General features: G+C 44.0%; 25 protein-coding genes. 6 read left to right on the top strand and 19 right to left on the bottom strand.

The window, feature by feature from the left end; genetic code table 11:
* Nucleotides 1–105 precede the first annotated feature (105 nt).
* Together K1I80_RS08435 and K1I80_RS08440 are read left to right on the top strand one after the other, a co-directional pair.
* Nucleotides 106–1281 (top strand): BaiN/RdsA family NAD(P)/FAD-dependent oxidoreductase, encoded by a 1176-nt coding sequence (locus tag K1I80_RS08435; RefSeq protein ID WP_223313553.1) that lies wholly within the window; start codon nucleotides 106–108, stop codon nucleotides 1279–1281.
* Between the two features lie 44 nt (nucleotides 1282–1325).
* Nucleotides 1326–1781: an 8-oxo-dGTP diphosphatase gene (locus K1I80_RS08440; RefSeq protein WP_032909604.1), complete on the top strand. Its 456-nt coding sequence runs from the start codon at nucleotides 1326–1328 to the stop codon at nucleotides 1779–1781.
* A 31-nt stretch (nucleotides 1782–1812) separates the two neighbouring features.
* Here the strand turns inward: K1I80_RS08440 and K1I80_RS08445 are convergent, their stop codons facing one another.
* The 8 genes from K1I80_RS08445 to K1I80_RS08480 all read right to left on the bottom strand — a co-directional run bounded on the left by K1I80_RS08445 (nucleotide 1813) and on the right by K1I80_RS08480 (nucleotide 7171).
* Nucleotides 1813–2553, bottom strand: coding sequence for a MerR family transcriptional regulator (locus K1I80_RS08445; RefSeq protein WP_223313554.1), 741 nt, complete (start codon nucleotides 2551–2553; stop codon nucleotides 1813–1815).
* Between the two features lie 105 nt (nucleotides 2554–2658).
* A complete protein-coding gene (locus K1I80_RS08450; RefSeq protein WP_223313555.1) occupies nucleotides 2659–3405 on the bottom strand; it encodes a class I SAM-dependent methyltransferase in 747 nt (248 codons plus the stop codon).
* A 123-nt stretch (nucleotides 3406–3528) separates the two neighbouring features.
* The gene (locus K1I80_RS08455; protein WP_223313556.1) at nucleotides 3529–3867 is read right to left on the bottom strand and encodes an AzlD domain-containing protein; all 339 of its coding nucleotides are present in this window, start codon (nucleotides 3865–3867) and stop codon (nucleotides 3529–3531) included.
* Nucleotides 3857–4552 (bottom strand): AzlC family ABC transporter permease, encoded by a 696-nt coding sequence (locus tag K1I80_RS08460; RefSeq protein ID WP_223313557.1) that lies wholly within the window; start codon nucleotides 4550–4552, stop codon nucleotides 3857–3859. Before K1I80_RS08460 ends, K1I80_RS08455 begins: the two co-directional genes overlap by 11 nt.
* A 9-nt stretch (nucleotides 4553–4561) precedes the next feature.
* A complete protein-coding gene (gene tsaD, locus K1I80_RS08465; protein ID WP_002916071.1) occupies nucleotides 4562–5572 on the bottom strand; it encodes a tRNA (adenosine(37)-N6)-threonylcarbamoyltransferase complex transferase subunit TsaD in 1011 nt (336 codons plus the stop codon).
* Complete coding sequence (rimI, locus tag K1I80_RS08470; protein ID WP_223313558.1) at nucleotides 5562–6014, bottom strand: ribosomal protein S18-alanine N-acetyltransferase; 453 nt, start codon at nucleotides 6012–6014, stop codon at nucleotides 5562–5564. The genes tsaD and rimI overlap by 11 nt, the downstream gene beginning before the upstream one ends.
* A complete protein-coding gene (gene tsaB / locus K1I80_RS08475) occupies nucleotides 6011–6697 on the bottom strand; it encodes a tRNA (adenosine(37)-N6)-threonylcarbamoyltransferase complex dimerization subunit type 1 TsaB (RefSeq protein WP_223313559.1) in 687 nt (228 codons plus the stop codon). The genes rimI and tsaB overlap by 4 nt, the downstream gene beginning before the upstream one ends.
* Before the next feature lie 9 nt (nucleotides 6698–6706).
* The gene (locus K1I80_RS08480) at nucleotides 6707–7171 is read right to left on the bottom strand and encodes a MarR family winged helix-turn-helix transcriptional regulator (protein ID WP_000225125.1); all 465 of its coding nucleotides are present in this window, start codon (nucleotides 7169–7171) and stop codon (nucleotides 6707–6709) included.
* Nucleotides 7172–7303: 132 nt separating this feature from the next.
* On the opposite strand from K1I80_RS08480, the gene K1I80_RS08485 reads away from it, so the two are divergent.
* From K1I80_RS08485 to rnjA, 4 genes are all read left to right on the top strand, one after another.
* Nucleotides 7304–8356 carry an SDR family oxidoreductase gene (locus tag K1I80_RS08485; RefSeq protein WP_223313560.1) on the top strand — a complete coding sequence of 351 codons (1053 nt, stop codon included), beginning with the start codon at nucleotides 7304–7306 and terminating at the stop codon, nucleotides 8354–8356.
* Between the two features lie 226 nt (nucleotides 8357–8582).
* A complete protein-coding gene (locus tag K1I80_RS08490; protein WP_223313561.1) occupies nucleotides 8583–9620 on the top strand; it encodes an SDR family oxidoreductase in 1038 nt (345 codons plus the stop codon).
* A 232-nt stretch (nucleotides 9621–9852) separates the two neighbouring features.
* Nucleotides 9853–10083, top strand: a complete 231-nt coding sequence (locus K1I80_RS08495; protein WP_048772151.1) for a DNA-dependent RNA polymerase subunit epsilon — start codon at nucleotides 9853–9855, stop codon at nucleotides 10081–10083.
* Nucleotides 10084–10086: 3 nt separating this feature from the next.
* Entirely contained in the window at nucleotides 10087–11769 is a 1683-nt protein-coding gene (rnjA, locus tag K1I80_RS08500; RefSeq protein ID WP_002898451.1) for a ribonuclease J1, read from the top strand.
* 29 nt (nucleotides 11770–11798) lie between these two features.
* On the opposite strand, the gene K1I80_RS08505 is transcribed toward rnjA, so the two are convergent.
* The 11 genes from K1I80_RS08505 to K1I80_RS08555 all read right to left on the bottom strand — a co-directional run bounded on the left by K1I80_RS08505 (nucleotide 11799) and on the right by K1I80_RS08555 (nucleotide 24467).
* Nucleotides 11799–12545, bottom strand: a complete 747-nt coding sequence (locus K1I80_RS08505) for a DNA alkylation repair protein (protein ID WP_223313562.1) — start codon at nucleotides 12543–12545, stop codon at nucleotides 11799–11801.
* Nucleotides 12529–13116, bottom strand: a complete 588-nt coding sequence (locus tag K1I80_RS08510; RefSeq protein WP_223311901.1) for a TetR/AcrR family transcriptional regulator — start codon at nucleotides 13114–13116, stop codon at nucleotides 12529–12531. Before K1I80_RS08510 ends, K1I80_RS08505 begins: the two co-directional genes overlap by 17 nt.
* Entirely contained in the window at nucleotides 13109–13528 is a 420-nt protein-coding gene (locus K1I80_RS08515) for a VOC family protein (RefSeq protein ID WP_223311902.1), read from the bottom strand. Before K1I80_RS08515 ends, K1I80_RS08510 begins: the two co-directional genes overlap by 8 nt.
* Before the next feature lie 104 nt (nucleotides 13529–13632).
* The gene (locus K1I80_RS08520; RefSeq protein WP_223311903.1) at nucleotides 13633–14037 is read right to left on the bottom strand and encodes a GNAT family N-acetyltransferase; all 405 of its coding nucleotides are present in this window, start codon (nucleotides 14035–14037) and stop codon (nucleotides 13633–13635) included.
* Nucleotides 14038–14091: 54 nt separating this feature from the next.
* On the bottom strand, nucleotides 14092–15438 hold the full coding sequence (gene glnA / locus K1I80_RS08525; RefSeq protein WP_004193809.1) for a type I glutamate--ammonia ligase: 1347 nt from the start codon (nucleotides 15436–15438) through the stop codon (nucleotides 14092–14094).
* A 30-nt stretch (nucleotides 15439–15468) separates the two neighbouring features.
* On the bottom strand, nucleotides 15469–15834 hold the full coding sequence (locus tag K1I80_RS08530) for a MerR family transcriptional regulator (RefSeq protein ID WP_002896641.1): 366 nt from the start codon (nucleotides 15832–15834) through the stop codon (nucleotides 15469–15471).
* 80 nt (nucleotides 15835–15914) lie between these two features.
* Nucleotides 15915–16439 (bottom strand): FUSC family protein, encoded by a 525-nt coding sequence (locus tag K1I80_RS08535; RefSeq protein ID WP_002896642.1) that lies wholly within the window; start codon nucleotides 16437–16439, stop codon nucleotides 15915–15917.
* 177 nt (nucleotides 16440–16616) lie between these two features.
* Nucleotides 16617–17282: a COG3942 and LysM peptidoglycan-binding domain-containing protein gene (locus tag K1I80_RS08540; RefSeq protein WP_223324190.1), complete on the bottom strand. Its 666-nt coding sequence runs from the start codon at nucleotides 17280–17282 to the stop codon at nucleotides 16617–16619.
* 171 nt (nucleotides 17283–17453) lie between these two features.
* A complete protein-coding gene (locus K1I80_RS08545) occupies nucleotides 17454–22019 on the bottom strand; it encodes an antigen I/II family LPXTG-anchored adhesin (protein ID WP_317627757.1) in 4566 nt (1521 codons plus the stop codon).
* Between the two features lie 317 nt (nucleotides 22020–22336).
* Complete coding sequence (locus K1I80_RS08550; RefSeq protein ID WP_002926909.1) at nucleotides 22337–23533, bottom strand: phosphoglycerate kinase; 1197 nt, start codon at nucleotides 23531–23533, stop codon at nucleotides 22337–22339.
* Nucleotides 23534–23777: 244 nt separating this feature from the next.
* Nucleotides 23778–24467, bottom strand: coding sequence for a VIT1/CCC1 transporter family protein (locus tag K1I80_RS08555; protein ID WP_111676608.1), 690 nt, complete (start codon nucleotides 24465–24467; stop codon nucleotides 23778–23780).
* Between the last annotated feature and the right edge of the window lie 158 nt (nucleotides 24468–24625).

The following is a 24625-nucleotide window of genomic DNA, read 5'->3' on the forward strand; positions in this document are numbered from 1 at the left end:
CAGCCTTCCAAGAACGTCTGCAAGATAGCAAAAACCTGCTCACCAAGGAAGCGCAAGATTTCCGACTAACTGATAGAAACCACTCTCCACGAAAGGAAAAGACCAATGAAGTATTTCGACACAATCATCATCGGAGGAGGACCGGCTGGCATGATGGCTGCCATTTCCAGTTCTTTCTACGGACAGAAGACCCTGCTCCTTGAGAAAAATAAACGATTGGGCAAGAAACTAGCCGGAACGGGTGGTGGCCGCTGCAATGTGACCAATAACGGAAACCTAGATGACCTCATGGCCAGTATTCCGGGCAACGGGCGCTTTCTTTACAGCGTTTTTTCCCAGTTTGACAACCATGATATCATCAACTTCTTTACAGAGAACGGTGTCAAACTCAAGGTTGAAGACCACGGACGTGTTTTCCCAGCGACAGACAAATCCCGCACCATTATCGAAGCTTTGGAAAAGAAAATTGCAGAGCTAGGCGGCACTGTCATCACCAATACCGAAATCGTCTCCGTTAAAAAATCTGACGACCTTTTCACTGTCAGATCCAGCGACCAGACTTGGACCTGCCAGAAATTGATTGTGACGACTGGCGGCAAGTCCTACCCTTCAACAGGCTCGACAGGCTTCGGTCATGATATTGCCCGACACTTCAAGCACACAGTGACTGACCTAGAAGCTGCTGAAAGTCCTCTTCTGACTGACTTTCCTCACAAAGCGCTTCAGGGGATTTCACTGGACGATGTGACCCTCAGCTATGGCAAGCATGTCATCACCCACGACTTGCTCTTTACCCACTTTGGCCTATCAGGTCCGGCAGCTCTGCGCTTGTCTAGCTTTGTCAAGGGCGGTGAAACCATCTATCTGGACCTTTTGCCACAGATGAGTCAGCAGGCTCTGACGGATTTTTTAGAAGAACATCGGGAAAAATCCCTGAAGAACTGCCTGAAAATTCTCCTGCCCGAGCGAATGGCAGACTTTTTTGCCCAACCCTTTCCCGAGAAAGTCAAACAACTCAATCTCAGTGAAAAAGAGGCTCTGATCAAACAAATCAAAGAACTGCCCATCCATGTCACTGGCAAAATGTCCCTGGCCAAGTCCTTTGTAACCAAAGGCGGCGTCAGCCTCAAAGAAATTAATCCCAAAACTCTGGAAAGCAAACTGGTTCCCGGCCTCCACTTCGCTGGAGAGGTCCTAGACATCAATGCCCACACGGGCGGCTTCAACATCACATCTGCCCTTTGCACCGGCTGGGTGGCAGGGAGCTTGCATTATGAGTGATGGCTCATATTTATCCATTCAGGTCAAACAAAAGGAATAAGCAAATGAATCGACTAGAAAATGTAGAATTCGTCAACATGTGCATGATTTATGACGGAGAAAAAGTTCTCGTACAAGAACGAGTCAAGTCTGACTGGCCCGGCATCACTTTTCCTGGCGGGCATGTAGAGCGCGGAGAATCTTTTACCGATGCAGTTATCAGAGAAATCAAAGAAGAAACTGGATTAACCATATTCAATCCTCAACTTTGTGGCATAAAGAATTGGTATGATGATAAAGATTTTCGTTATGTCGTCCTGCTCTACAAGACAAAGCACTATTCCGGTGTGCTGCAATCCTCAGATGAAGGAAAGGTCTGGTGGGAAGATTTTAAAAATTTGTCCCATTTAAAGCTAGCAACAAGTGACATGTCTGATATGCTGCGTGTTTTTTTAGAAGACGATTTAAGTGAATTCTTTTACTATAAAGACGGTGATGACTGGCTTTATGACTTGAAGTAGAAATAAATAGGCTAGGAAATTCCTAGCCTATTTATTTCGCATTTGTCCGAACATAAGCTGCAATCACATCTGCTGTGTACTGGGCAGTGCCTGGTCCAAATTGATCGATATTTTTCTTGAATTCTGGATTATGAACATAGCCCTGACCGATATGGGCAAAGACTTGCAGTGAGCAGTCAAAACCGTAAGTGCGAATGGCTTGTAAGAGACGCGCTGCCTGCTCTTGATTTTCCGCTGCTTCAACTGGCAAGCCTTGTTGCATATTCTCTGCCAGACTTTGAAAAACTTGATTGAAGGCTGCGGCAGATTCTTCTTCCCGTCCATTTTGACGAACCAATGCTTCCGACATGACTTCTTGACCGTATTCTTCGACGGCTTCTTGATGGTATTTGTGATTGTCTTCGTAGGTAAAGCCTGCGAATTTTTCTTTCATTGTCATTTTTCTTTCTCCCTTTTCATCTTGGATGGTTTTTTGTAAGGTGGAAATCAAGGTATCCAAGCGATCTCTTTCCTGCTGCAAATACTCTAACTGCCTAACCAGATGCGGCAATAAGCCCTGTTCATCCTGACTCAGCAGCTCTGCTATTTTCTCCAAAGAAAAACCCAGATACTTATAGTAAAGGATGACCTGCAACCTCTCTAAATCAGCTTGGCTGTATGTCCGATAGCCATTTTCTGATTTGGCGGGGACTAACAGTCCGATTTTATCATAATGATGCAGGGTTTTGACAGAGACTCCTGAAAGCTGCGCAGCTTCTTTGATATGGTACATGATAGACCTCCTTACTACTATAGTATAAGCCCTGACCAAAGGTCAGAGTCAAGCTTTTTTAGAAATTTTTTTAAACCTATTTAAAGTTCCCAAAGCGTCTAGCAGTTATTTACGAGAAACCATAGCAATAAAGCCCAGTTTTTCCTGATTTTTTTGAAACATCTTAAACATCTTCATAAACTGGCCGTAGTTCTCTTTTTTAAGGGCATTAAAGCAGATTTTCAGAGTTCCTCCAAGTCCTTCATCATAAATCATACCTCGAAGGCTCATCAAGGTCATTTCGCCGACAAAAGTGTCTACACGATTAAAAGCGTGAGAACGCGCCAGCTGAATCCAAGAGCCTTCTGTCAGAGGACCGACATTGACATTAATTGCACGAGATAGCTCTTCCCGGACATTCTCATCTTTTTGCTTGAGCATGACGTCGTGGGTGAGGAGCACTCCACATGGCTTCAGCACCCGGTAGTACTCATCCATACATTTGGCCTTCCCCTTATCCGTCTGCATGGTCAGCATGGCTTCATTGATAACAATATCAAACGAATTGTCATCATAAGGCAGCTTCATGGCATTAGCCTGCTCAAATGTGACGAGTTCACTAACACCAGCTTTGTCTCCATTAAGCTTAGCCTGAGCCAGCGCAGCCTTATCCAAATCAACTGCAGTAATCTGGCAGCCATATTTTTTAGCCAGCTCGATTGTTGTGGTCCCCATATTGCAGGCAACTTCTAGAACTTTCTTATCGCTGGAAAACTGCCCCTGCTCAATCAGCCAATCCGTTGCCAGCTTACCACCGGGACGAAGACGTTTCTTTCCTAATTTTGCTAAAAATTTATGACCTGCTTCTGCCATTTCCGAACCTCCATGATTTTTATTGCTTCCATTATAGCATAAAATATTATATTTTCAGATAATTCTTAGAATTTAGCAAAAAAACAGACCGAATCGACCGATTCAATCTGTCTTGTATCTTCTTTACAAGCCAAGAAATCCAGCTAGATAGCGCAACAAGGCCACCAAGACTACACCAAACACAACAGTTGCAATTAAGTTCTTATACTTAAAAGCCACATAGCTAGTCGGAAAAACAGCCAGTAAATCCAACCATTTAAAACTTGGAAACTGGCCCGTTTTAGCATTGGTGACGCTGGATAGGATAAGGGCAAAGATGATGGAAACTGGCAGATATTTGAGAAAACGCTCTGCCACGAGCGGAAGCCCCTTGTATTTGACTAGGATAAAGGGTAAAACCCGCGGAATCCAAGTGACTAGGGCTGACAAAAGAATAGCCAGCAAAATATACTTACTTATCATCCAAAATCACCCCCACCGTACAGCCTAGCAAGGTTGCAAAAAGCACCGCTAACGAATTTTGAAGCAGCATGGTTAGGAGCAAGTAGCTAAGGCCCACCACGCCCAAGACGAAAAAGAGCTTCTTTATCTTGACCCGTCGCAGCATGATTGTAAATTGAGAGGAGAAAATGCCAATAAACATGGCGACTAGGGCAAAGTCCAGACCAAAGCTCTCAGGATTGGGCAGAAGGGCGCCGAGGGCAGTTCCTAAAATAGTACCCAAAATCCAAGAAGTATAACCCATAAAATTATTGCCCATCATCCAACGAGCAGCGATTTCCTCTGTATGTGCCCGCTCTCCCATCAAGACTCCATAAGATTCATCCGTCAAAAAAGAGCCAATGACAATATTCTGCATCAAGCTAGACTTACGAAAAAGAGTTGATGCATGCATACAGAGCAAAAGATGCCGGATATTAATAAGAAAAACAGTCAGTGCGATGGCCAAGACCGGCGCCTGCTGGGCAAATAAACCAATCATGGCAAACTGGGCACTGCCGGCATAAACCAGAACACTCATCAACCCCATCTCCAAGGGATTCATATAAGGCGATGCCATGATGCCGCAGGCTAGACCAATCCCAATATAGCCCAGAGCCGTTGGCACCGCCGCTTGTGCCCCTTGTTTAAATGTCTGTCCGCGCATTCTTCTCCTTTACTCCATGGTTTCAAAAGCCAGACTTGGCTTAGCATTCAGGTCCAAACTGGCAAAATTCTCCTTGTTCCACTCACTGACACTGGCATAGGCAATCATACCAGCATTGTCACCGCAGAGGCGAAGCGGTGGAATAATCACCTTAACATCCTGAATCTCAGCTGCCAAGCGTTCTCTCAGTCCTTGATTGGCCGCAACACCGCCCGCCACGACCAGAGTCTTGACTGGATATTTTTCCAGCGCTTTCTTAGTCTTGGCCATGAGAATATCCATGACCGCCGCCTGAAAGCTTGCTGACAAGTCTTGATTAGATAAGACCTCTCCTTTTTGCTGGGCATTGTGGTGCAGGTTGATAAAGGCCGACTTGAGACCGGAAAAAGAAAATTCCAGATTGTCTTCCTTAATCATGGCCCGCGGAAAATCATAAATATCCTGTCCCTCATGAGCCAGCTGATCAATCTCCCGGCCTGCTGGATAGGTCAGGCCCATGACTCGACCGACCTTATCATAGGCTTCACCGACCGCATCATCGCGAGTTTCCCCCACAATCTTATAGTCACCAGCCTGACTAACATAGACCAGCTCGGTATGGCCGCCACTGACCAAGAGAGCCAGCAAGGGAAATTCCAAGGGCTCCACGCTCTGAGCTGCCATCAGGTGTCCAGCCATGTGATTGACCGGAATCAAGGGAATATCATGAGCCCAAGCAAAAGACTTGGCCGCCGCCAAGCCGACCAGAAGCGCCCCAACCAGACCAGGACCGTAGGTAACGGCCACCGCTGTGACCTGCTCCTCGCTAATCCCTGCTTCTGCTAAAGCCTCCTCAATGCAAACCGTAATGACCTCCACATGGTGACGGCTGGCCACTTCCGGTACCACTCCGCCAAAACGCTTGTGGCTCTCAATCTGGCTGGCAATGACATTGCTCAAAAGCTCCGTCTCATTCTTCAGAACCGCCACACTGGTCTCATCACAAGACGTCTCAAAAGCTAAAATATATCTATCTTTCATGGATCTCTCTTTTCATGACAATCGCATCTTCCACCGGCGCATGGTAGTAGGCCTTCCGCCGCGCGATTTCTTCAAATTTTTCTTTTTTGTAAAATAGCAGAGCTGGCCTGTTCGACTCTCTCACTTCGAGGAATATTTCCTTGTCGGCAGGCAAAAAGTCAAACAAGGCTGTCGCGATTTTCTGCCCCTGATAGTTAGGCAATACAGCAATCTGCAGAACTTCTGCTTCAAAGTCTGTATCCTGCCAGACTAAAAAGCCGACAAGCTGACTCCCATCTTCTGCTAGCGCACATCTATTCACATTCGAGAGCAGGACCTCTTCCAATTGACCCACAGTCCAAGGGCTGACCGCATAGACTGCAAGTAAGAGCTGTTCCAGCTCTTCTGCTAGAACTGCCACGTCCACATCCGAGCTGTCGCTCCATTTTCTCAACTTAATCATAGGCGCTGAATGTAAGAATTACTGGATTCCTGGTGGGTCTTGAGCCAATTTTCCTCGGCTTCTACCCGCTTGAGATAGTTAGGAACAAAGTCATGAATAGACTGGGCTGGCAGGTCTAAACCGAGACGACCAATAGCTGCCGCATCTGGTAAGGTCGGCTGAATGGCAGCCTGAGGAAGAGCCGCTTCAATCTGCTCCGTAAAAGCTGTCGTTTCTCCGACAAAGGTGACCGGCTGGTTAGCAGCGTCAGCTATTTCCAACACCTCTGCCAAAGGCAGATGAGCTTCTGGTCGTACAGACTGACCAGACTGATAAAAGCCAGCATAGACATTATTGCGGCGGGCATCCATGACAGGAATGACCAAACCTTCCACCTGCTCTGGGACTAAAGCCAGCAAACTAGACACACCGACCAGCTCAATCTTGAGGGTATGAGCCAGAGTCTTGGCTGTCGCCACCGCCATTCGCAGACCTGTGTAGCTGCCCGGACCCTGAGCAACTACGATACGATCCAAATCCGTCGGCTTCATGTCCAGACTATTCATCAGAAAATCAATAGCCGGCATCAGGGTAATGCTGTGGTTTTTCTTTATATTTAAAGTCATCTGCGCCAGCAAGGTCTCGTCCTCTAAAATCGCGAGCGTCAGCGCCTTACTTGACGTATCAAAAGCTGCAATCTTCATGCTTATCCTCTATTTTTCCTCTTGCCGCCAAAGTGAGCGGCGTTTTAATTTGTCTTCGTAGAAACTATCTACCAAAAATTCCTCTAAAATCTGGCTAAAAGCCTCCAAATTAGGCACTTGCTGCGCCAAGTGTTTTCCAAAAATCGCTTCTTGCTCAGCAATCTTGGGCAGCAAATCCGCTCCAGCAGCAGTCAAGCTCAAGCGAGAACTGCGCTTGTCCTTGCTAGAGATTTCCTTCTTGACCAAGCCTTTTTTAATCAAAGCCTGCACCAAGCGACTAGGGCTTTTTTCCTCACAAATCAGGGATTCCCCCAAGCCCTTGAGAGACAGCGGAGCATGTTCGCCCAAAACGAGCAAGACCTCGCTTTGATTGGGCGTAATTCCCAAAGGCTCTAGCAACTTCCCATATTCTCTCGTCGCTAAGCTCTCTGCACTTCTAAACAAATAGCCAAACCGAATTCCTTCTGCTACCACGCTGCTCTCCTTTCAAAAATCACTTCTATACTATTTTACACTAGATTAGGTAAATTGTTGACAATTTTAGTTAAAAAATATAAAATCTTAAATAGATGATATATCATCTATTTGCAAAAGGAGGAAAAACGGATGACCCCAAACTCTACAAATCAAAAACCAGCTAGAACAATGACCCACGCTTTTGTGACTGGTGCGACCGGTCTTTTAGGAAATAATCTCGTGCGTGCTCTGCTAAAAGAAAACATTCAAGTGACCGCTCTCGTTCGCTCCGAGGAAAAAGCGCGCAAACAATTTGCCGACCTGCCTATCCAGATTGTCAAGGGGGATATTTTAGAGCCCGAAAGCTATCGTGACTATCTAGCAGGCTGCGACAGCCTCTTTCATACCGCTGCTTTTTTCCGCGATAATTATAAAGGCGGCAAGCACTGGCAGGAGCTCTACGACACTAATATTATAGGCACAAATAACCTTCTAGAAGCTGCTTACGAGGCTGGTATCCGCCAATTTGTCCATACTTCCTCCTGTGTCGTACTGGAAGGTGAGGCCAATCAGCTAATCGATGAAAGCATGTCTCGCTCAAAAGATACTCCTTTTGATTACTATCGCAGCAAGATTTTGAGTGAAGAGGCCGTTCGTGATTTCTTGGACAAGCATTCAGATGTTTTCGGTTGCTTTATCTTGCCGAGTGTAATGTTGGGTCCTAGAGACCTTGGTCCGACCTCCAGTGGGCAGCTGATTATCAATTTTGTAGAGCAAAAACTTCCAGGTATCTTAAAGGCTAGCTATAATATGGTGGATGCTAGAGATGTAGCAGATATTCATCTCCGCGCCATGAAATACGGACGCTCAAAGGAGCGCTATCTGGCAGTTGGACGGCAAGTGACCATGACAGAATTGTACCAAATACTGGAAAAAATCACTGGCGTTCCCGCCCCCAAGCGCAAGATCTCCCCTCTTTTCGTCAAAATCTATGCCCAAGCAAGTGAGCTCTACCACCGGCTCACCAAAAAACCAATTTTGGTTACCAATGAGCTCGCTCATCTCATGGCCGAAGAATATCTCAAAAGTAATTTTAGCTTTGCCAAAACCGAGAGCGAGCTAGGCGGACAGCATCGCCCTCTCGAAGAAAGCTTAGCTGACGTGGTAGATTGGTACCGCAAGCACGGCTATTTCGCCAAATAAGCAGCCCTCAAAATCAAGTGACCAAATGTTCATCGCTAGATTTTCCGCACTTCTGAATAAATATCTAAAACGGTCTCCTAAAGATGACATTCTATTCCCGTCCTTTGCAAATTTCTTCTGTATCTATTTTACACTAATTCCCTTAATTGTTGACAATTAATCTTGCAAAATATAAAATAAGAGAATAGATGACATGTCATCTAAATATGATTTAAGGAGAATATCCATGCCCCCAAAACACCAAAGCCGAAGTATTCACCACGCCTTCGTTACTGGCGCAACAGGTTTATTAGGAAATAATCTAGTGCAAGCCCTTCTAAAAAAAGGAATTCAGGTGACTGCTTTAGTACGCTCTCGACAGAAAGCCTTAGAACAGTTTGGCAATTTGCCGATCCATTTCATTGAAGGAGATATTTGCCAGCCAGACAGCTATCAAAATCATATGCAAGGTTGTGATAGTCTTTTTCATACAGCTGCTTTCTTTCGAGATAGTTTGAAAGGCGGTCAGCACTGGCAAGAACTGTATAATACCAATGTGAAGGGTAGTTTGGAACTTTTTGAAGCCGCTTATAAAGCTGGCATTCATCAGGCGGTCCATACCTCATCAATTGCAGTTCTCTATGGTGAGCAAAATCAACTGATTGATGAAAGCATGCTACGCAGCAGGAATACAAGCAATGACTACTACCGCAGTAAGATATTAAGCGAAGAGGTACTCTTAGATTTTTCAAAAAAACATCCTGATTTTTTTGTTAGTTTTGTCCTGCCTGGATTTATGTTTGGCCCAGGCGATATCGGTCCCACCTCTGCGGGACAGTTGATTTTCGACTTCGTTCATAAAAAACTGCCTGGAATCATTCCCGGCAGCTACAGCGTCGTAGATGCCCGAGACGTTGCAGACTGCGAAATCTTAGCTATGCAGTATGGCCGACAAGGAGAACGATATTTAGCAGCTGGTAGGCATATGGCGATGGAAGAATTATTGAAGAACCTAGAAGCGGTCAGCGGAGTTGCCGCTCCAACTAGACGGATTCCTCTTTTTCTTCTAAAGATAATTGCTCAATACAATGAACTATATCATCGTCTAACAAAACGTCCTATTCTGTTGAGTAAGGCTGCTGTGACCTCTACTGAAGAGGAATATCTCCGAACACATTTCAATTCTGCAAAATCTCAAAATGAGTTGGGAGCCCATTTCCGTCCCTTTGAAGAAACTCTCAAAGATGTCATAGCTTGGTACAAAGAGCACGGCTACCTCTCATAAGATTAAAAGTATCCAGAACAGGCATTTCAGGAATATGGAATCCGAATGCTTTCAGACTAAATCACTCTTACATTTTCTTATCTCCACCTTTTACTATTCCCTTATTTTATGTTATAATCATTATAATTGTAACGAATCAGGATTAATCTACTACTCAGAATTAAATAAAAGAAAACAGCTAATCAGCTGTTGTTTTCTGCAGGTTAATCATGAAAATATGAAAGGAAATGTAATGATTTACAAAGTTTTTTATCAGGAAACAAAAGAGCGCAGTCCGCGCCGTGAAAAGACACGTGCCCTCTATTTGGATATTCAAGCTGACAGCGAGTTGGAAGGCCGCATTCAGGCTCGTAAGTTAGTCGAAGAAAATACCCCTTACAATATTGAATTTATCGAGCTCTTGTCTGACAAACACCTCGAATACGAAAAAGAGTCAGGCACTTTTGAATTGACGGAGTTCTAACCCATGGCATATACCTTAAAACCCAAAGAAGTTGGCGTTTTTGCGATTGGTGGGTTAGGCGAAATCGGTAAAAACACCTACGGGATTGAATACCAAAATGAAATCATCATCGTGGATGCCGGTATCAAATTCCCAGAAGACGACCTGCTAGGAATTGACTATGTCATTCCCGACTACTCTTATATCGTGGAAAATATTGACCGCGTAAAAGCTGTCCTCATCACCCACGGGCACGAGGACCATATCGGCGGTATTCCTTTCCTGCTCAAGCAAGCCAATGTTCCTATCTATGCCGGTCCTTTGGCCTTGGCCCTCATTCGCGGCAAGCTAGAAGAACATGGACTTTTGCGCGATGCCAAGCTCTATGAAATCAATCAAAACACAGAACTGCAGTTCAAGCATCTGAAAGCTACTTTCTTCCGGACAACCCACTCTATTCCAGAGCCTTTGGGAATTGTCATCCATACGCCGCAGGGTAAGATTGTCTGTACCGGTGACTTCAAGTTTGACTTTACACCAGTCGGTGAGCCGGCCGACCTGCACCGCATGGCTGCTCTAGGCGAGGAAGGCGTTCTCTGCCTCTTATCAGACTCGACCAATGCTGAAGTTCCGACTTTTACCAATTCCGAAAAAGTGGTCGGACAGTCTATCATGAAGATTATCGAAGGCATTCATGGACGGATTATTTTCGCCTCCTTTGCCTCAAACATCTTCCGGCTCCAGCAGGCAGCAGATGCTGCTGTTAAGACCGGACGTAAGATTGCGGTCTTTGGCCGATCCATGGAAAAGGCTATTGTCAATGGGATTGAGCTGGGCTATATCAAGGTTCCTAAAGATACCTTCATCGAGCCAAATGAGCTCAAGGACTATCCAGCTGGCGAAGTACTGATTATGTGTACCGGAAGTCAGGGTGAGCCGATGGCAGCCCTGTCTCGGATTGCCAATGGTACTCACCGTCAGGTTCAGCTGCAACCTGGAGATACAGTCATCTTCTCATCCAGTCCTATCCCTGGAAATACGACCAGCGTTAACAAGTTGATTAACATCATTTCCGAGGCTGGTGTAGAAGTGATTCACGGTAAGATTAACAACATCCACACCTCTGGACACGGTGGCCAGCAAGAGCAGAAACTCATGCTTCGCTTGATCAAGCCTAAATATTTCATGCCAGTCCATGGTGAATACCGTATGCAGAAAGTCCATGCAGGTCTAGCCGTTGATACTGGAGTACCAAAAGACAATATCTTCATCATGAGCAATGGTGATGTGCTGGCTCTGACAGCTGACTCAGCTCGTATTGCCGGCAGCTTCAACGCTCAGGATATTTATGTTGATGGGAACCGCATTGGTGAAATCGGAGCTGCAGTCCTGCGCGACCGTAAAGACCTGTCAGAGGACGGTGTGGTTCTGGCTGTCGCAACAGTTGACTTTGAGTCCAAGATGATCTTAGCCGGTCCAGATATTCTCAGCCGCGGCTTTATCTACATGCGTGAATCAGGTGACCTCATTCGCCAAAGCCAGCGTATCCTCTTCAATGCCATTCGCATTGCACTCAAGAATAAAGATGCCAGCGTCCAATCTGTCAGCGGCGCTATCGTCAATGCCTTGCGTCCTTTCCTCTACGAAAGCACTGAGCGCGAACCTATTATCATTCCGATGGTGCTTACACCAGACGAAGACAACTAAAAAATAAGCTTTGCTAGATTTAGCAAGGCTTATTTTTCTGCTTTATTTTTTGTTCGAGAGGCATGCTTGATAATCCAAGCGCAACTCGGACTCAGTTTTTCCTCTTGCCAAGTCCCAATCACCCTCTCAAACTTTTCAGGAGCTTCTTTATATAAATCATTAAGATTATTAGCGACACTTTTTTGGATTGATTTATCCGCATCATCCTTTAGATTCCTTAAAATAGCGGTAAATTCATCAAAATAATCTAAGACAACAGTCTGCTTCTTAGCCCAAGGCAGACGAATCCGCATACACTCGCTGGCTAACCTGCGGACGCGCATATTCTCGTCTTTACCCCACTCTAGCAGTAAATCCATCGTAGCTTTAGGATAATTAGCCAGTAAGGGGCGCATGGAAAATTCTCCAGTAAATCGCTTGGTTAATTCCTTACTGAAGGCTGCACTCAGCTCGAATTCCTGACTTCCGTAAAGTTCTACGTATTTGCCAATCGGCCACAACCAGTACCCTTCTGAGAACATCCCCAAGCCGCCCTCTAACTCCGGACCAAGTATCTGCTCAAAAACCTTCAGAGAATCAGCATAAGAAAGCGGCAAGCATTCTTTGATACTCTTTGCCAGCAACTCTTGACGCTGAGTAAATTCCAAAGCCTCTAATTCGCTTTCAACTAGAGACATAAAATGCTGAGCATCAAATTTATCTGTTACTGTTTGCAAGCGACGGCTCAAATCCTCCGCATAAACCAAATCATAATAATCTTTAACCTTTTTTGCCATAATTTCTAAATCCCCTTAACAGACTTCTCGCTGCTTCTCTGACTTCTGCTTCTTCCTCTTTCTCAGCCAGATAAAGAGACAACTCATTCAAGGCACCTGAAATCATATGAGCTGCCATATCCAGATCAATAGAGATAAGTCTTCCTTCTTTAGATAAAATGTCTAATTGCTCTCTCAAATGAAAGAAAGAATTAGCCTCGTCCTGACGACGCCACTCTTTCCACTCAACGACATTGGGACCATCAAGCAGGAGAATACGTTTATTTTCCGTCAAGGTCGCAAAACGAACAAAAGCAACACAGCCTTCCACCAACTGCTCCCAAGAATCCTGTGCTTCCAGGGCGTTTTTTTCTACATAAGATCCCAGTTCGGATTGAATTTGTGCCAGTACGGCGGTAAATAAAGTTTTCTTATTCCCGAAATGGTGATAAAGTGCACCTCTTGTCATTCCCAACTCATCTACAATTTCTTCCAAGGAAGTTTCTGCATAACCCTTTAAAGAAAAATGTTTCCGGGCGATAGCTAATATTTTCTTGCTTGTCTCTAGAGAAGCCTGCTGCTTTTTATTCATCTTCACTCTCCAAATAATTTGCCGCAAACTCAGCGCTAGGTGGAATGACTTGAATGACATCAACCAAAACAGAACCCGGCGCTTTCACAATGAAATGGCGCTGACCAAAATCTTCACTCTTAATGGGAAGAAGGAACTCCATTTCTTCTTGCTGACGCAATTCTTCATAAAGACAATCCACATTGTCAACTTCGATATTGATGATTAGGCCACTCGCCTTAGACTGGTAGGCTTGTGGCACTGTCCCATGCTTACTATCAATAAAAGCAAGCTCAAAACCACTCTCGATATTCTTTAAACTAATATACCAATCTGAATGGAAGGTTTCCTGAAATTGGAAATGGTCAACGAAAAATTGTGCCGCTTGATGGACATCTTCGCTCATTAAAACGGGGTATAAACTGGTAATCATTTGTTCTCCTTTTCTTAAACTTTATTTTAACATACATACTGAATGTATGCAAATGAATATTAAAAAACAGAAGCCAAATTGACTTCCATCTACTTGAGAATAGCTCAGCTCAATCGCTTGATAAAATGATATTTGGTAATGCCCTTTTGTGGGACATCTGATAGACTGGCGTAGATTTCATAGCCTTGCTTGATGTAAAAATCCTTGGCCTGATAAGATTTAGTGGACAAGGTTATACTAGTAGCTCCAACTTCTGCAGCCTTTTCTTCTAATTCTGCCAGCAGACTGGCTCCCAAACCTTTTTTCTGATGTTCTTTATCCACCACCAAAGCCTTGATATGAATGTTTTCCAGCACCTGTTGGGCATGGAGCAAGGCAATTAACCGGCCATCTTCCTCTCGCCTTAGATAATAATCTTGAGGCTCAAGTTTTTCAAGCATGCCTGAACCAAAACTAGCCTCATATTGCTCATCAAAAACCTGCTTTATAAAATCATGAAATTTTTCCATCTTTCTCCTCCTCCACGAAAAAGCAGGGGATATGCCAATCCTCCTGCTCTAAGTTTAGTATAAATCTAAATAATTATCCACTTCCCATTGAGAGACAAAGGTTGCATAGCTAGCCCACTCGATACGCTTAGCTTCTAAGAAGCTTGTATAGATATGATCGCCAAGTGCTGCTTTAACGACTTCGTCTTCTGTCAAGGCTTTCAAGGCATTGTGAAGAGTTGATGGCAGGTCTGTAATTCCTGCTTCCTTCCGCTCCTCAGGAGTCATGATATAGATATTCTCTTCGATTGGGGCTGGAGCTTCGATTTTATTTTCAACACCGTGCAGTCCAACTTCCAAGAGAACAGCCATAGCAATATATGGATTAGCCATCGGATCAACGGAGCGCAGTTCCAAGCGAGTACCCATACCACGAGAAGCTGGCACACGCACTAATGGTGAACGATTGCGTCCTGCCCAAGCGATATATACTGGCGCTTCATAGCCAGGAACCAGACGTTTGTATGAGTTAACCGTTGGGTTCATGATAGCTGTGTAGTTATAGGCATGGTTAATCAATCCACCCAAGAAATGGTAGGCTGTTTCTGACAGCTGCATACCCTTTGGATCTTCTGGATCGAAGAAGGCATTATTTCCGTCTTGATCAAAGAGGGACATGTTACAGTGCATACCAGATCCTGCAATGCCAAACTTAGGCTTAGCCATAAAGGTTGCATACAGACCATGCTTACGAGCAATAGTTTTCACAACCAGCTTGAAAATCTGAATCTTATCACAAGCACGAAGCACTTCGTCATACTTAAAGTCAATCTCGTGCTGGCCAACTGCTACCTCATGGTGACTAGCTTCTACTTCAAAGCCCATCTTGGTCAGGACATTGACGATTTCCCGACGAGTATTATCTGCCAAGTCTGTCGGCGCCAAGTCAAAATAACCACCCTTGTCATTTACTTCCAGCGTCGGGTCCCCATTTTCATCCAACTTAAAGAGGAAAAACTCTGGCTCTGGTCCGAGGTTAAAGGATTTGAAGCCCAGCTCTTCCATATGCTTGAGGGCGCGCTTGAGGTTACTGCGAGGATCCCCTAGAAACGGTACATGATCCGTCGTGTAAACATCACAAATCAGACCCGCTACACTGCCGTTTTCATCTCCCCAGGGAAACACTGTCCAAGTATCCAAATCAGGATAGAGATACATATCTGATTCATTGATACGGACAAAACCTTCGATGGAAGAACCATCAAACATGGCTTTATTGGATAAGACCTTGTCAAGCTGTTCATCCGTGGCAGGAATTTCCACATTCTTCATAGTCCCTAAAATATCAGAGAACATAAGACGAATAAAGGTAACATTTTTCTCTTTTACTTCGCGACGGATATCAGCTGCTGTAATAGACATTAAATTTCTCCTTGTAATCAAACAAAATAGCTATGGTCGACGCATCTGACCAAAGGTTGGCAGAGAAGAAGCAAAACGGCCTTGCTGCAAGATGTCATGATGCAGGGCACGGCGGACATCTTTGTCACTAATGGTCTTGCGGGACTTGGCTTCACGCTCAGCATATTTCCTCTTAATTGCAGCGATATTATAACCTTCCGAAATATAATCTTTAATTTCTAAAAGGCGGTCCATATCATTCAAAGAATACATCCGACGATTGCCCTCATTCCGAGCAGGGGTAATCAGATTCTGGTCTTCATAATAACGGATCTGACGGGCAGATAGGTCCGTCAGTTTCATAACACTGCCGATGGGAAAGACTGCCATGTTTCGGCGAAACTCTTTTTCCTTCATTCAAATTCCTCTCTACGAACTATTATAGGACGAAATAAATATTATGTCAAGAAATAATGTCAGATTTTCTTACACAGATTTTATTTTTTCTTTTCAAAAATGGTTCGCAGCCGATCTATATCAGAATTTACCAGAATTGCAACAAAGACTCCCATAAAGGTTTCAAAGATTCTGGCAAAGACATACAAGATGGTATCTTCCGGCCGAATAGACAGGGTAATAATCAGCATGGCAGATACCCCGCCAATGACTCCCGCCTTGTTGTTCATGGCGACATTGGTCATGATTGTCAGCATGGTACAGACCGGTACCAAAAGGAGGGTGACCCAATACTGCTCCTTAAAGACACTATTGGCAATGAAAAAGAGCAGAGCGTAAAAACCACCGATGCTGTTTCCTAAGATTCGCGATGTCCCGAAGTGGACACTCTTATCAAAATCCTCACGAAGACTAAAGACTGCCGTCAAAGCACCGATTTGCAGCCCTTTCCAACCAAAAAGCCCAAAGAGCAGTAGAATGATGAAAACAGCCAGACCGGTTTTAAAGGTACGCATGCCCAGACGAAATTTCGATTTATCAAACTTGTACTTATTGAAATAACTCATTAGTCTCCTTCCAGGAAATCCTCCCTCTCTTCATTTTAACATATTTCGTCTCAAAAAAACTCTTTCTGCTCAGGACTTTTCCCACACAAAGAAAAAGCCCTATCAGATACCGCATCAAGAGCTATCGACTATTTAAAAGCTGAGACATTATCTGTCTCAGCCTCGTTTTTATTATCTTTAGTTTGGATAAATGTAGGTAACGCCACCCATAAATTCATTTGGATTAAAGTAGCCACGATAGTTGTTAATTTGCTTTTGGCGATTGTAGTTCGCTTCTAGAACTTGAATTGAGCTGTCGCTTTGCACATCTGTCACATAAGCAACATGTCCGTATTCGCCACCATCCCAAACTGCAATAGCACCTGGTACTGGAACATTTCCTGTTGCATAACCCTGAGCACCAGCATTAATTGCCCAAGTATTAGCATTGCCCCACCAGTTACTTGCCCAAGGCGCCATTTCTTTCACGCCCCAGGTACATTGGCCGATTGGGTAAGAATTGCCATAGTCAGTTGGCGTATTTAAGACAACATCTTCAGTATCAGATACCAAAGCAGCATCGCTTGTCGCTTCATAAGCTGGGGCACTGTAAGGATTGTAAGTCTGCGCCAAAGCTGTACCATTTACTTGCAGCACATCTCCTGGGTTAATCGTATCAAAAATTGATTTTCCATTATTGGCAGCAAGTTCGTAAGGATTCATTCCATTGGCACTAGCAATGGCAAAAAAAGAGTCCCCTTGCTGGACAACATAAGAATCTGCATGAACAGCTTGAGCGCCGATTGTCGCCAAAAAAGCTGTAGAAGTTAAACCAAGAGTTGCTTTAGCAAATGCTTTTTTCATAAATGTATTTCTCCGTATAATTTGATGATAAAAAAATCATACAATATTTACATGTCAGTTTTTTTAGAGTTATGTTTTTGTCATGTTACAAATGATTTAGACTTTTGCTACATGAGATTTAGCAGTATTTTTAAAGATAAAAGGCTAGGGATTCCCTAGCCTCATCTATTATCAGTCTTCTTTACCTTTCAATTTTCCTAGACCTAAAGCACCAATAATGGCTGCTAAACCTAGATATGGCAGATAGACTGTATCTTCTGTTCCTGTTTCTGGCAGAAGAGAAACAGGAATCTTTTTCGCTGCTGGAGTTGGATTGACTCTTCTTGGATCTTTTACATCCGAAACAAGTAGAGGCTGTGCCTTAGGAGTGACTGTTGTAACTGTATTTGAAGCATAGACTACATGATTGACAGTATTGATGTAGGTATTTTCAAAAGTACCTGCAGCAATCCGCTTCATCTGTAGATAGGTTTCAGCCTGAAAAGCTGAATCCAGAGAAATAGTCTCTAAGAATTCTTCCTTGAAACGAATAGAAATCAACCCTTTCTCAAGATCAATATTCGCAGCTGTATACTCAGTCAAATCTGTACCAGCCTTTATCACCTTACCATCTTTGAGCATGATATCTACTTTGGCAGAGGTTTTGTAAGCACCCGTGTACTCATCGCCTCGTTGATCATAATCATCCACAAAGCTATAGTCTGTCAAATCTTCAGAATGGTTAGCAGGGATCAAGCCGCCGATGAGACGGTAGTTAAAGTGCCGTCCCAACGTCAGTTCCTTGCCATCCAAGTTCTCCGCACTTGCTGGATCAAGGCTCAGAGTAATATCTTTTTCAGGACTGATTTTAGGAACATTGTTGACGACTACGTCTGTCGCATAACCATTTCCAAAGTCAATTTGATAAGCCCGGTTCTCGAATTTACCACCTGTGCGGCCCATTCCTTCTTTGACAGCCATAGGGCTTGTTATCGTCAAAGACTTACCTGTTACGACATATTGGTCATAAAAGGCTTGGGCATCGTCTGCTGCAAAGAGTTGGAAAGAACCTTTAACAGTGATATTGGCCTTTTGAAGGAGCTCTCGAACTGCTGCAGGGGCTGTTTCAAGGCTCTCGTAGTGGGTCAATGTTACACCTGCCACAGCTTTGCCATCCGCATCTACTAGCTTGACTAATTCCGGACGAAGTTCAAGTGCTTCTTCCGGATAGTCATCTACATAGTAGAAACCTTTTTGAATCGTGCTCTTAGATGACTTGTCACCCTTATACTGATCCAAATCCCAAGTCAGCTCGTAGTAATTGGTCGAACCAGCCAAGACTTCCTTACCATCAATCACCAATCCTGCCTTGTTTTTATTGACCTTGGTTGGCTTGATGTAATTATTGCTAGGATTGTCTGAATCATCAGGCTTACCTGGTGTAGTCACGCGTACTACGTTTGAGCGGACACCATAGGCATCATTGACTGTCAGGGTGAAATTATTAGTATAGGTTGCGCCATCGTTGAGCACTCGGCCAACCACTGTCGGAAAGAGCGTAGCAACTTCTTTGGTCGTATCTGCGTTATAAGTAGCTAAGGTTGCTGCATTTGCTTTAAATGTCACTGTGTGGCTAGCCTTGTCATAACTAACATCAAAACCTGCACTAGCAGCTTTTGTTGCTGCTAAGTCAACTTCATAACCACTTGGCAACGGATCAGTAATGACAAATGAAGTCGTCTCACTGCGTCCAGCTGGAAGAGCTTCTGTCTTTAGAGCAAACTGAACGACGGACTGCTTAGCCACCAGAGTCTTATCAATATTGGTGCCTTGGTCATTTTGAATCTCTTTATTAATCTGCGGTTGAGATTGCAAGAGATGATAATGATAGCGCACAGTCGGAGCTACGGGCGCTGCTGGCTCTTTTTGATAAACAGGCTCTGCTGGTGAGGTTGGTAGCGGGCTATAAGTTGGTTCTACCGGCTTATTAGGCTCCGGTGTATCTGGTGTAGGAGTTGGCGCTTCCGGCTCCTTCTCATAAGTTGGTGCTGCCGGAGGGGTTGGCTCCTTTTCATAGGTCGGTTCTACCACTGCTGGCCGGACAGCTTTTTCTACTTCATAGCTTGGCTCAGAAGGCTTACTAGGCTCTGGGGTATCCGGTGTACGTGTCGGTGGCGTCGGTTCTTTTTCATAAGTCGGTGCTGCCGGAGGTGTTGGAAGAGCCTTCGGTGTTGGTGCAGTTGGAGCTGGATCCAAAGGCTTAAGCGCTTCTTCACTTGGCACTGCAGGAGCTGTAGGAGCTACGGGCGCTTCCGGTTCTTCTACTGTGATGATTGGCAGATCAGTCGCTCGAACATCACCATTAATCGCAAACCAAATATTTGGTTTCTTAGGAGCTAGTTTGTCAGCCCTACGTGGATCAGTAGCCTCTGGCTGGCCTAACACTTCAGAAGAGGAAATTGTTCCAATCGTCATACTGTTGGTCGTGCCAGAAATTTCTACCGCTCCTGCTCCATACCATGAATTCGGAGCATCTGTAGTGTCCCAGCCTGAGTCCGGCTGACTATTCTTATACATGGTGAAGCGAGATCCGCCAACATCTTTTTTGAAGTTTTCAGACTCAGTCGCATAGATTTGGCCGTTCTTTTCACCAACTGATGAACCCGAAATCTTGTTGAAAGTTCCGGTATAATCTTTGGCCATTTCGATAGAATTAGCTTCACGGTTGAGGGAAGCCACGGACATCAAAGCCTGATCAAAATTAATAGGTTGGCCTTTATCATCATAAAAGACAAATTCCGTCTTCACAAAGAGAGAGGTTGCATCTTCAAAATTTCCTGTATAAGCTGAAGCAAAAACTCCCATGGTCGGGTCTTTAAAAATACCTAACCAGGCCTTATCATTGCGGAATTGAGAGCTTGGATCAAGGGTATAAGTATAGACAATTTTAGAAACTTTTTTCCCTCGATAATAAGTCCCCTGGAGATTTGTATAGGTTGCTGTAGCAGACTCACCACGACGCAACAAGACAGAAGACCATTCAGTTGGCCCTTTACCGCTTGTTACGTTAGAACTGTAGCCTGCATACTTGCCAACTGTACCAAAGCTTTCCTGCTGGTTGGTCTGATAGTTAGCATTTTGAATATCTGTTACTTTGAAGTTGTCCAGTTGGAAGAATTTCTTAGAAAACTCTGCAGTATTCTTTACAGCGGCTTCCATACCAGCATAGCTGACAAACTCACCAGTTGTAGTCAGTGACAAATTAGCATTAGGTTCTGATTTGAAAACCAGGCTTTGCGCAATTGGACGGCTCAAATGCCCGTCTTCAGTCTTCTTTGTTTCTGCAAGAGCCAGTCCAGCCTTAATCTTGGCCTGTTCAGCATCATATTTAGCCTTATCTTGCTGATACTTGGCTAATTTTGTGTTATAGACAGCCAAATCAGCATTATACTGGGCCAACTGAGCTTGATAGTTTGCTTGGGCTTGAGCATTACGCTTCTTGATTTCTTCGTTTTCAGCTGCTATAGTGGCATTCTTAGCTTGATTCTCTGCTAGCTTTTGCTCATATTCTTTTTGAGCTGCTGCATTTTCAGCTTCAATTTGAGTCTTTTTAGCTTCATAAGCTGCTAAATCTGCTTCATATTGATCTTTTTTATCTTGATTTTCCTTTTTGATACGGGCCAATTCTGCCTGATAATTCGCCTGAGCAGCTTGATATGCCGCTTCATTATCAGCATTCGTCTTTCGGACAGTAGCTAAATCTGTTTGATATTGGGCAAGTGCTGCCTCGTAGGACGCTTTTGCAGCCGCATTCCGCTGTTTAATAGCTTCATTATCAGCAGCAATCTTAGAATTTGCAGCTTGAGTATCCGCTAAAGCTTTTTCATACCGTGCCTTAGCCGCCGCATTCGCCTTCTGAACACGATCAAGCTCACTTGCATAAGCCGCCAGAGCCGCATCATAATTAGCCTTTGTTTCTGCGTTCAGTTTTTGGACACGGGCCAACTCTGCATCATAGGCCGCTTTTGCCGCTTGGTAAGCCGCCGCGTTATCCGCATTCGTCTTTTGAACCGCTGCTAAATCCGTTTTGTATTTACTAAGGGCAGCTTCATAATCTGCTTTCAGCTGAGCATTTTCTGCTGTGATCCGAGCTACTTCTGCTTGATGGGCAGCCAAATCTTTAGCATATTGCTCCGCTGTCGCTTTGTTTTCTGCTGTAATCCGAGCCACTTCCGCCTCGTAGGCTGATACTTTTTCTTTGTATTCCTTGACCTTGGTATCAATCTCGGTTACTTGAGCTTGATAATCTGCTGCAATCTCCACTTTTTTATCTGCAGTTTCTTGAGCAGTCTGGACTGCTCCTTTGTCAACAGCTGGGTCTTTGACCACTGTCAGGCCTGCTTCTTGAGCCTTTTTGACGCTTTCATCTAAATCAGCTGTTGAAACAGTCACTGTCACACCGCCATCCGCCTGACCTGCTTGCGCCTGACTCTCTTTAGATGCCTGACTGGCTGGTCCTTGAGCTTGAGGCAGATTGGTCGCTGCATTTCCAGTACCCACCATTTCAGTATTGATAGGACCATTGGTATCCGATACTACTTCATCTGCTCTTGCTTGCATCGTTGACGTTAAAAAAGCCGCACCCAGAACAGCACCGCATAAAGTTTTAACAGCCTTATTTTTCCGAAAACCAAAAACTTCTTTTTTCTTCATTTTTCTCCTCCCTCTGCTAACTTCTACAGTCAGCAGTTTTCTCATGCCCTCTGAAAATCAAAAAGTAATGGAAACCTCCCATCAGAAGATCCATGCTTATTTTGATCCTCTTTAAGCATCAGAATAAATATGTATCTTAATCCTAACAAGTTTTGCCTCGTTTTGCAAGCATTTTTTGCTCCTTTTATTTACCTCGAAACAAAGATAGACACATATCTATAAATTGTCCATTTTGTTCTTCTTTGCTCTCTCTTCCTTCAAATGAACAATGAGAATACAAGAAAAGACCAGCTCTTGCTAGTCTTTCCTTATTACAGTTTTGTACTTGTTCTCTACAAGATCAAAGATTCTAAACTTACTGCTTATTTTTCAGTCAATGCTGCAAGTCCTGGTAATACTTTACCTTCAAGGAGTTCCATTGATGCACCACCACCAGTAGAAATCCATGAGAACTTGTCTGCACGGCCAAGGTTGATGGCTGCAGCAGCTGAGTCACCACCACCGATGATTGATTTTACGCCAGGTTGTTTCACAATAGCGTCCATAACACCGATTGTACCAGCTTGAAAGTCAGGGTTTTCAAATACACCCATAGGACCATTCCAGACAACAGTCTTCGCACCAGTCAAGGCTTCATCAAATTTAGCGATAGATTTAGGACCGATATCCAAACCAAGGAAGCCTGGATCCACTGCTTCACCTTCAGTATCTTTCACTTCAGTGTAGTCAGCAAATGCGTTTGCTTCTTTAGAGTCAACTGGCAGAACCAGTTTGCCGTTTGCTTTTTCAAGAAGAGCTTTCGCAACATCCAATTTATCTTCTTCTACAAGTGAGTTACCGATTTCGATACCTTGCGCTTTGTAGAATGTATAAGTCATCCCACCACCGATAAGGACTTTATCAGCTTTTTCAAGCAAGTTTTCGATAACACCGATCTTGTCAGATACTTTTGAACCACCAAGGATGGCTACGAATGGACGTTCTGGAGTTTCAACTGCTTCTTGGATGTAGGCAATTTCGTTTTCAAGAAGGAATCCAGCAACAGCTTTTTCAACGTTTGCTGAGATACCAACGTTAGATGCGTGTGCACGGTGAGCTGTACCGAATGCATCATTTACGAAGATACCATCTCCAAGAGATGCCCAGTATTTACCAAGTTCTGGATCGTTTTTAGATTCTTTCTTGCCGTCAACATCTTCAAAACGAGTGTTTTCAACCAAAAGAACTTGTCCATCTTCAAGAGCATTGATAGCTGCTTCCAATTCAGCACCACGAGTGACACCTGGGAAAACAACGTCTTGACCTAATTTAGCAGCTAAGTCTGCAGCTACTGGTGCAAGTGATTTACCTTCTTTGTCCGCTTCTTCTTTGACACGTCCAAGGTGAGAGAAGAGAATTGCGCGACCGCCTTGCTCAATGATGTATTTAATAGTTGGAAGAGCAGCAGTGATACGGTTATCATTTGTAATCACTCCGTCTTTCAATGGTACGTTAAAGTCTACACGAACGAGGACTTTTTTACCTTTCAAATCAACGTCTTTAACAGTAAGTTTTGCCATGTTACAAAAACTCCTTTTCATATTTTATACGCAACTATTATATCATATTTTCCAAAAGTTTTCTTGATATAAAGAAAATTTTCACAAAAAAGAAGTGCCACGCACTTCTTTCTCTCGAACTTTGGAATTAGAGAATGGGAAGAAGGGCTCTGAACTCATTCAGACAATAGTTAAAGATGGATTTTTCTCTAGATTTGACAACTCAAAAAGCCAGTAAAACTACTGACTTCAATGCTTTCCATTGTTAAATTGCAAATACTTGTCCTACTGCATAGGTGACCGCCATGGTTAAAAGTCCGATCACGAGGTTGCGAATCATAGCATTTTTGAGCGGTGCCTTGCCCAATCTAGCGCTGGTGTAACCTGTTCCCAAAAGGGCCAAGGCCACGATTAGAACAGTTGCCCAGATACGGACGCTGGCAGGAAGCAGGATAATGGTAATCATAGGAAAAAGTGCACCAACAGCAAAAGCTAAAAAGCTAGAGATAGCCGCATGCCAAGGATTAGTGAACTCCTCAATCTCAATGCCATATTTTTCCTGTACCAAAGCCTCCAACGGCTCCTGGAGAAAAGCCCGATTGGTCATGAGCTGGGCAGAAGTCTCACACTCGCCATTTTGAACATAGGCAGCATAGAGCGACTGCCTAGCGATATCTGGATTTTTCTCTAAAAGCTCTCGCTCTCTGGCAACAGCAGCTTCCTCTGTATCCTTTTGAGTAGAAACTGATACATATTCTCCTCCAGCCATAGAAAAGGCACCCGCAAAGACTGCCGCCAAACCAGACAGAAAGATAATCCAGACATCGTCCGTCGCACTAGCCACCCCGATTACTACTCCTGCGATGGAAATAATACCATCGTTGGCTCCTAAAACCCCAGCTCGCAAGATATTCAGCCGCCCACTAAAGTTCGTATCAATTTTATGTTCTTCCACTATTTTAATTTTCTCTTTCTTTTTATTTATAATGATTATAAATAAAACTCAGGACTAATACAAGAGAAAATCGAAAAATGAGAAAAGTTCTACTATTTAAGAGAAGAAAAGTATTGAAAAAGAGCCGTTTTAAACGACTCCTTTCTTTATAATCACTA

It is taken from the genome of Streptococcus sanguinis, from assembly GCF_019929225.1.
Taxonomy (GTDB): Bacteria; Bacillota; Bacilli; order Lactobacillales; family Streptococcaceae; genus Streptococcus; species Streptococcus sanguinis_J.

Bases quoted from the DNA above. Each gene is read 5' to 3' on its own strand.
- K1I80_RS08435 (WP_223313553.1), top strand. From the start codon at position 106: ATGAAGTATTTCGACACAATCATCATCGGAGGAGGACCGGCTGGCATG.
- K1I80_RS08440 (WP_032909604.1), top strand. From the start codon at position 1,326: ATGAATCGACTAGAAAATGTAGAATTCGTCAACATGTGCATGATTTAT.
- K1I80_RS08445 (WP_223313554.1), bottom strand. From the start codon at position 2,553: ATGTACCATATCAAAGAAGCTGCGCAGCTTTCAGGAGTCTCTGTCAAA.
- K1I80_RS08450 (WP_223313555.1), bottom strand. From the start codon at position 3,405: ATGGCAGAAGCAGGTCATAAATTTTTAGCAAAATTAGGAAAGAAACGT.
- K1I80_RS08455 (WP_223313556.1), bottom strand. From the start codon at position 3,867: ATGATAAGTAAGTATATTTTGCTGGCTATTCTTTTGTCAGCCCTAGTC.
- K1I80_RS08460 (WP_223313557.1), bottom strand. From the start codon at position 4,552: ATGCGCGGACAGACATTTAAACAAGGGGCACAAGCGGCGGTGCCAACG.
- tsaD (WP_002916071.1), bottom strand. From the start codon at position 5,572: ATGAAAGATAGATATATTTTAGCTTTTGAGACGTCTTGTGATGAGACC.
- rimI (WP_223313558.1), bottom strand. From the start codon at position 6,014: ATGATTAAGTTGAGAAAATGGAGCGACAGCTCGGATGTGGACGTGGCA.
- tsaB (WP_223313559.1), bottom strand. From the start codon at position 6,697: ATGAAGATTGCAGCTTTTGATACGTCAAGTAAGGCGCTGACGCTCGCG.
- K1I80_RS08485 (WP_223313560.1), top strand. From the start codon at position 7,304: ATGACCCCAAACTCTACAAATCAAAAACCAGCTAGAACAATGACCCAC.
- K1I80_RS08490 (WP_223313561.1), top strand. From the start codon at position 8,583: ATGCCCCCAAAACACCAAAGCCGAAGTATTCACCACGCCTTCGTTACT.
- K1I80_RS08495 (WP_048772151.1), top strand. From the start codon at position 9,853: ATGATTTACAAAGTTTTTTATCAGGAAACAAAAGAGCGCAGTCCGCGC.
- rnjA (WP_002898451.1), top strand. From the start codon at position 10,087: ATGGCATATACCTTAAAACCCAAAGAAGTTGGCGTTTTTGCGATTGGT.
- K1I80_RS08505 (WP_223313562.1), bottom strand. From the start codon at position 12,545: ATGGCAAAAAAGGTTAAAGATTATTATGATTTGGTTTATGCGGAGGAT.
- K1I80_RS08510 (WP_223311901.1), bottom strand. From the start codon at position 13,116: ATGAATAAAAAGCAGCAGGCTTCTCTAGAGACAAGCAAGAAAATATTA.
- K1I80_RS08515 (WP_223311902.1), bottom strand. From the start codon at position 13,528: ATGATTACCAGTTTATACCCCGTTTTAATGAGCGAAGATGTCCATCAA.
- K1I80_RS08520 (WP_223311903.1), bottom strand. From the start codon at position 14,037: ATGGAAAAATTTCATGATTTTATAAAGCAGGTTTTTGATGAGCAATAT.
- glnA (WP_004193809.1), bottom strand. From the start codon at position 15,438: ATGTCTATTACAGCAGCTGATATCCGTCGCGAAGTAAAAGAGAAAAAT.
- K1I80_RS08530 (WP_002896641.1), bottom strand. From the start codon at position 15,834: ATGAAGGAAAAAGAGTTTCGCCGAAACATGGCAGTCTTTCCCATCGGC.
- K1I80_RS08535 (WP_002896642.1), bottom strand. From the start codon at position 16,439: ATGAGTTATTTCAATAAGTACAAGTTTGATAAATCGAAATTTCGTCTG.
- K1I80_RS08540 (WP_223324190.1), bottom strand. From the start codon at position 17,282: ATGAAAAAAGCATTTGCTAAAGCAACTCTTGGTTTAACTTCTACAGCT.
- K1I80_RS08545 (WP_317627757.1), bottom strand. From the start codon at position 22,019: ATGAGAAAACTGCTGACTGTAGAAGTTAGCAGAGGGAGGAGAAAAATG.
- K1I80_RS08550 (WP_002926909.1), bottom strand. From the start codon at position 23,533: ATGGCAAAACTTACTGTTAAAGACGTTGATTTGAAAGGTAAAAAAGTC.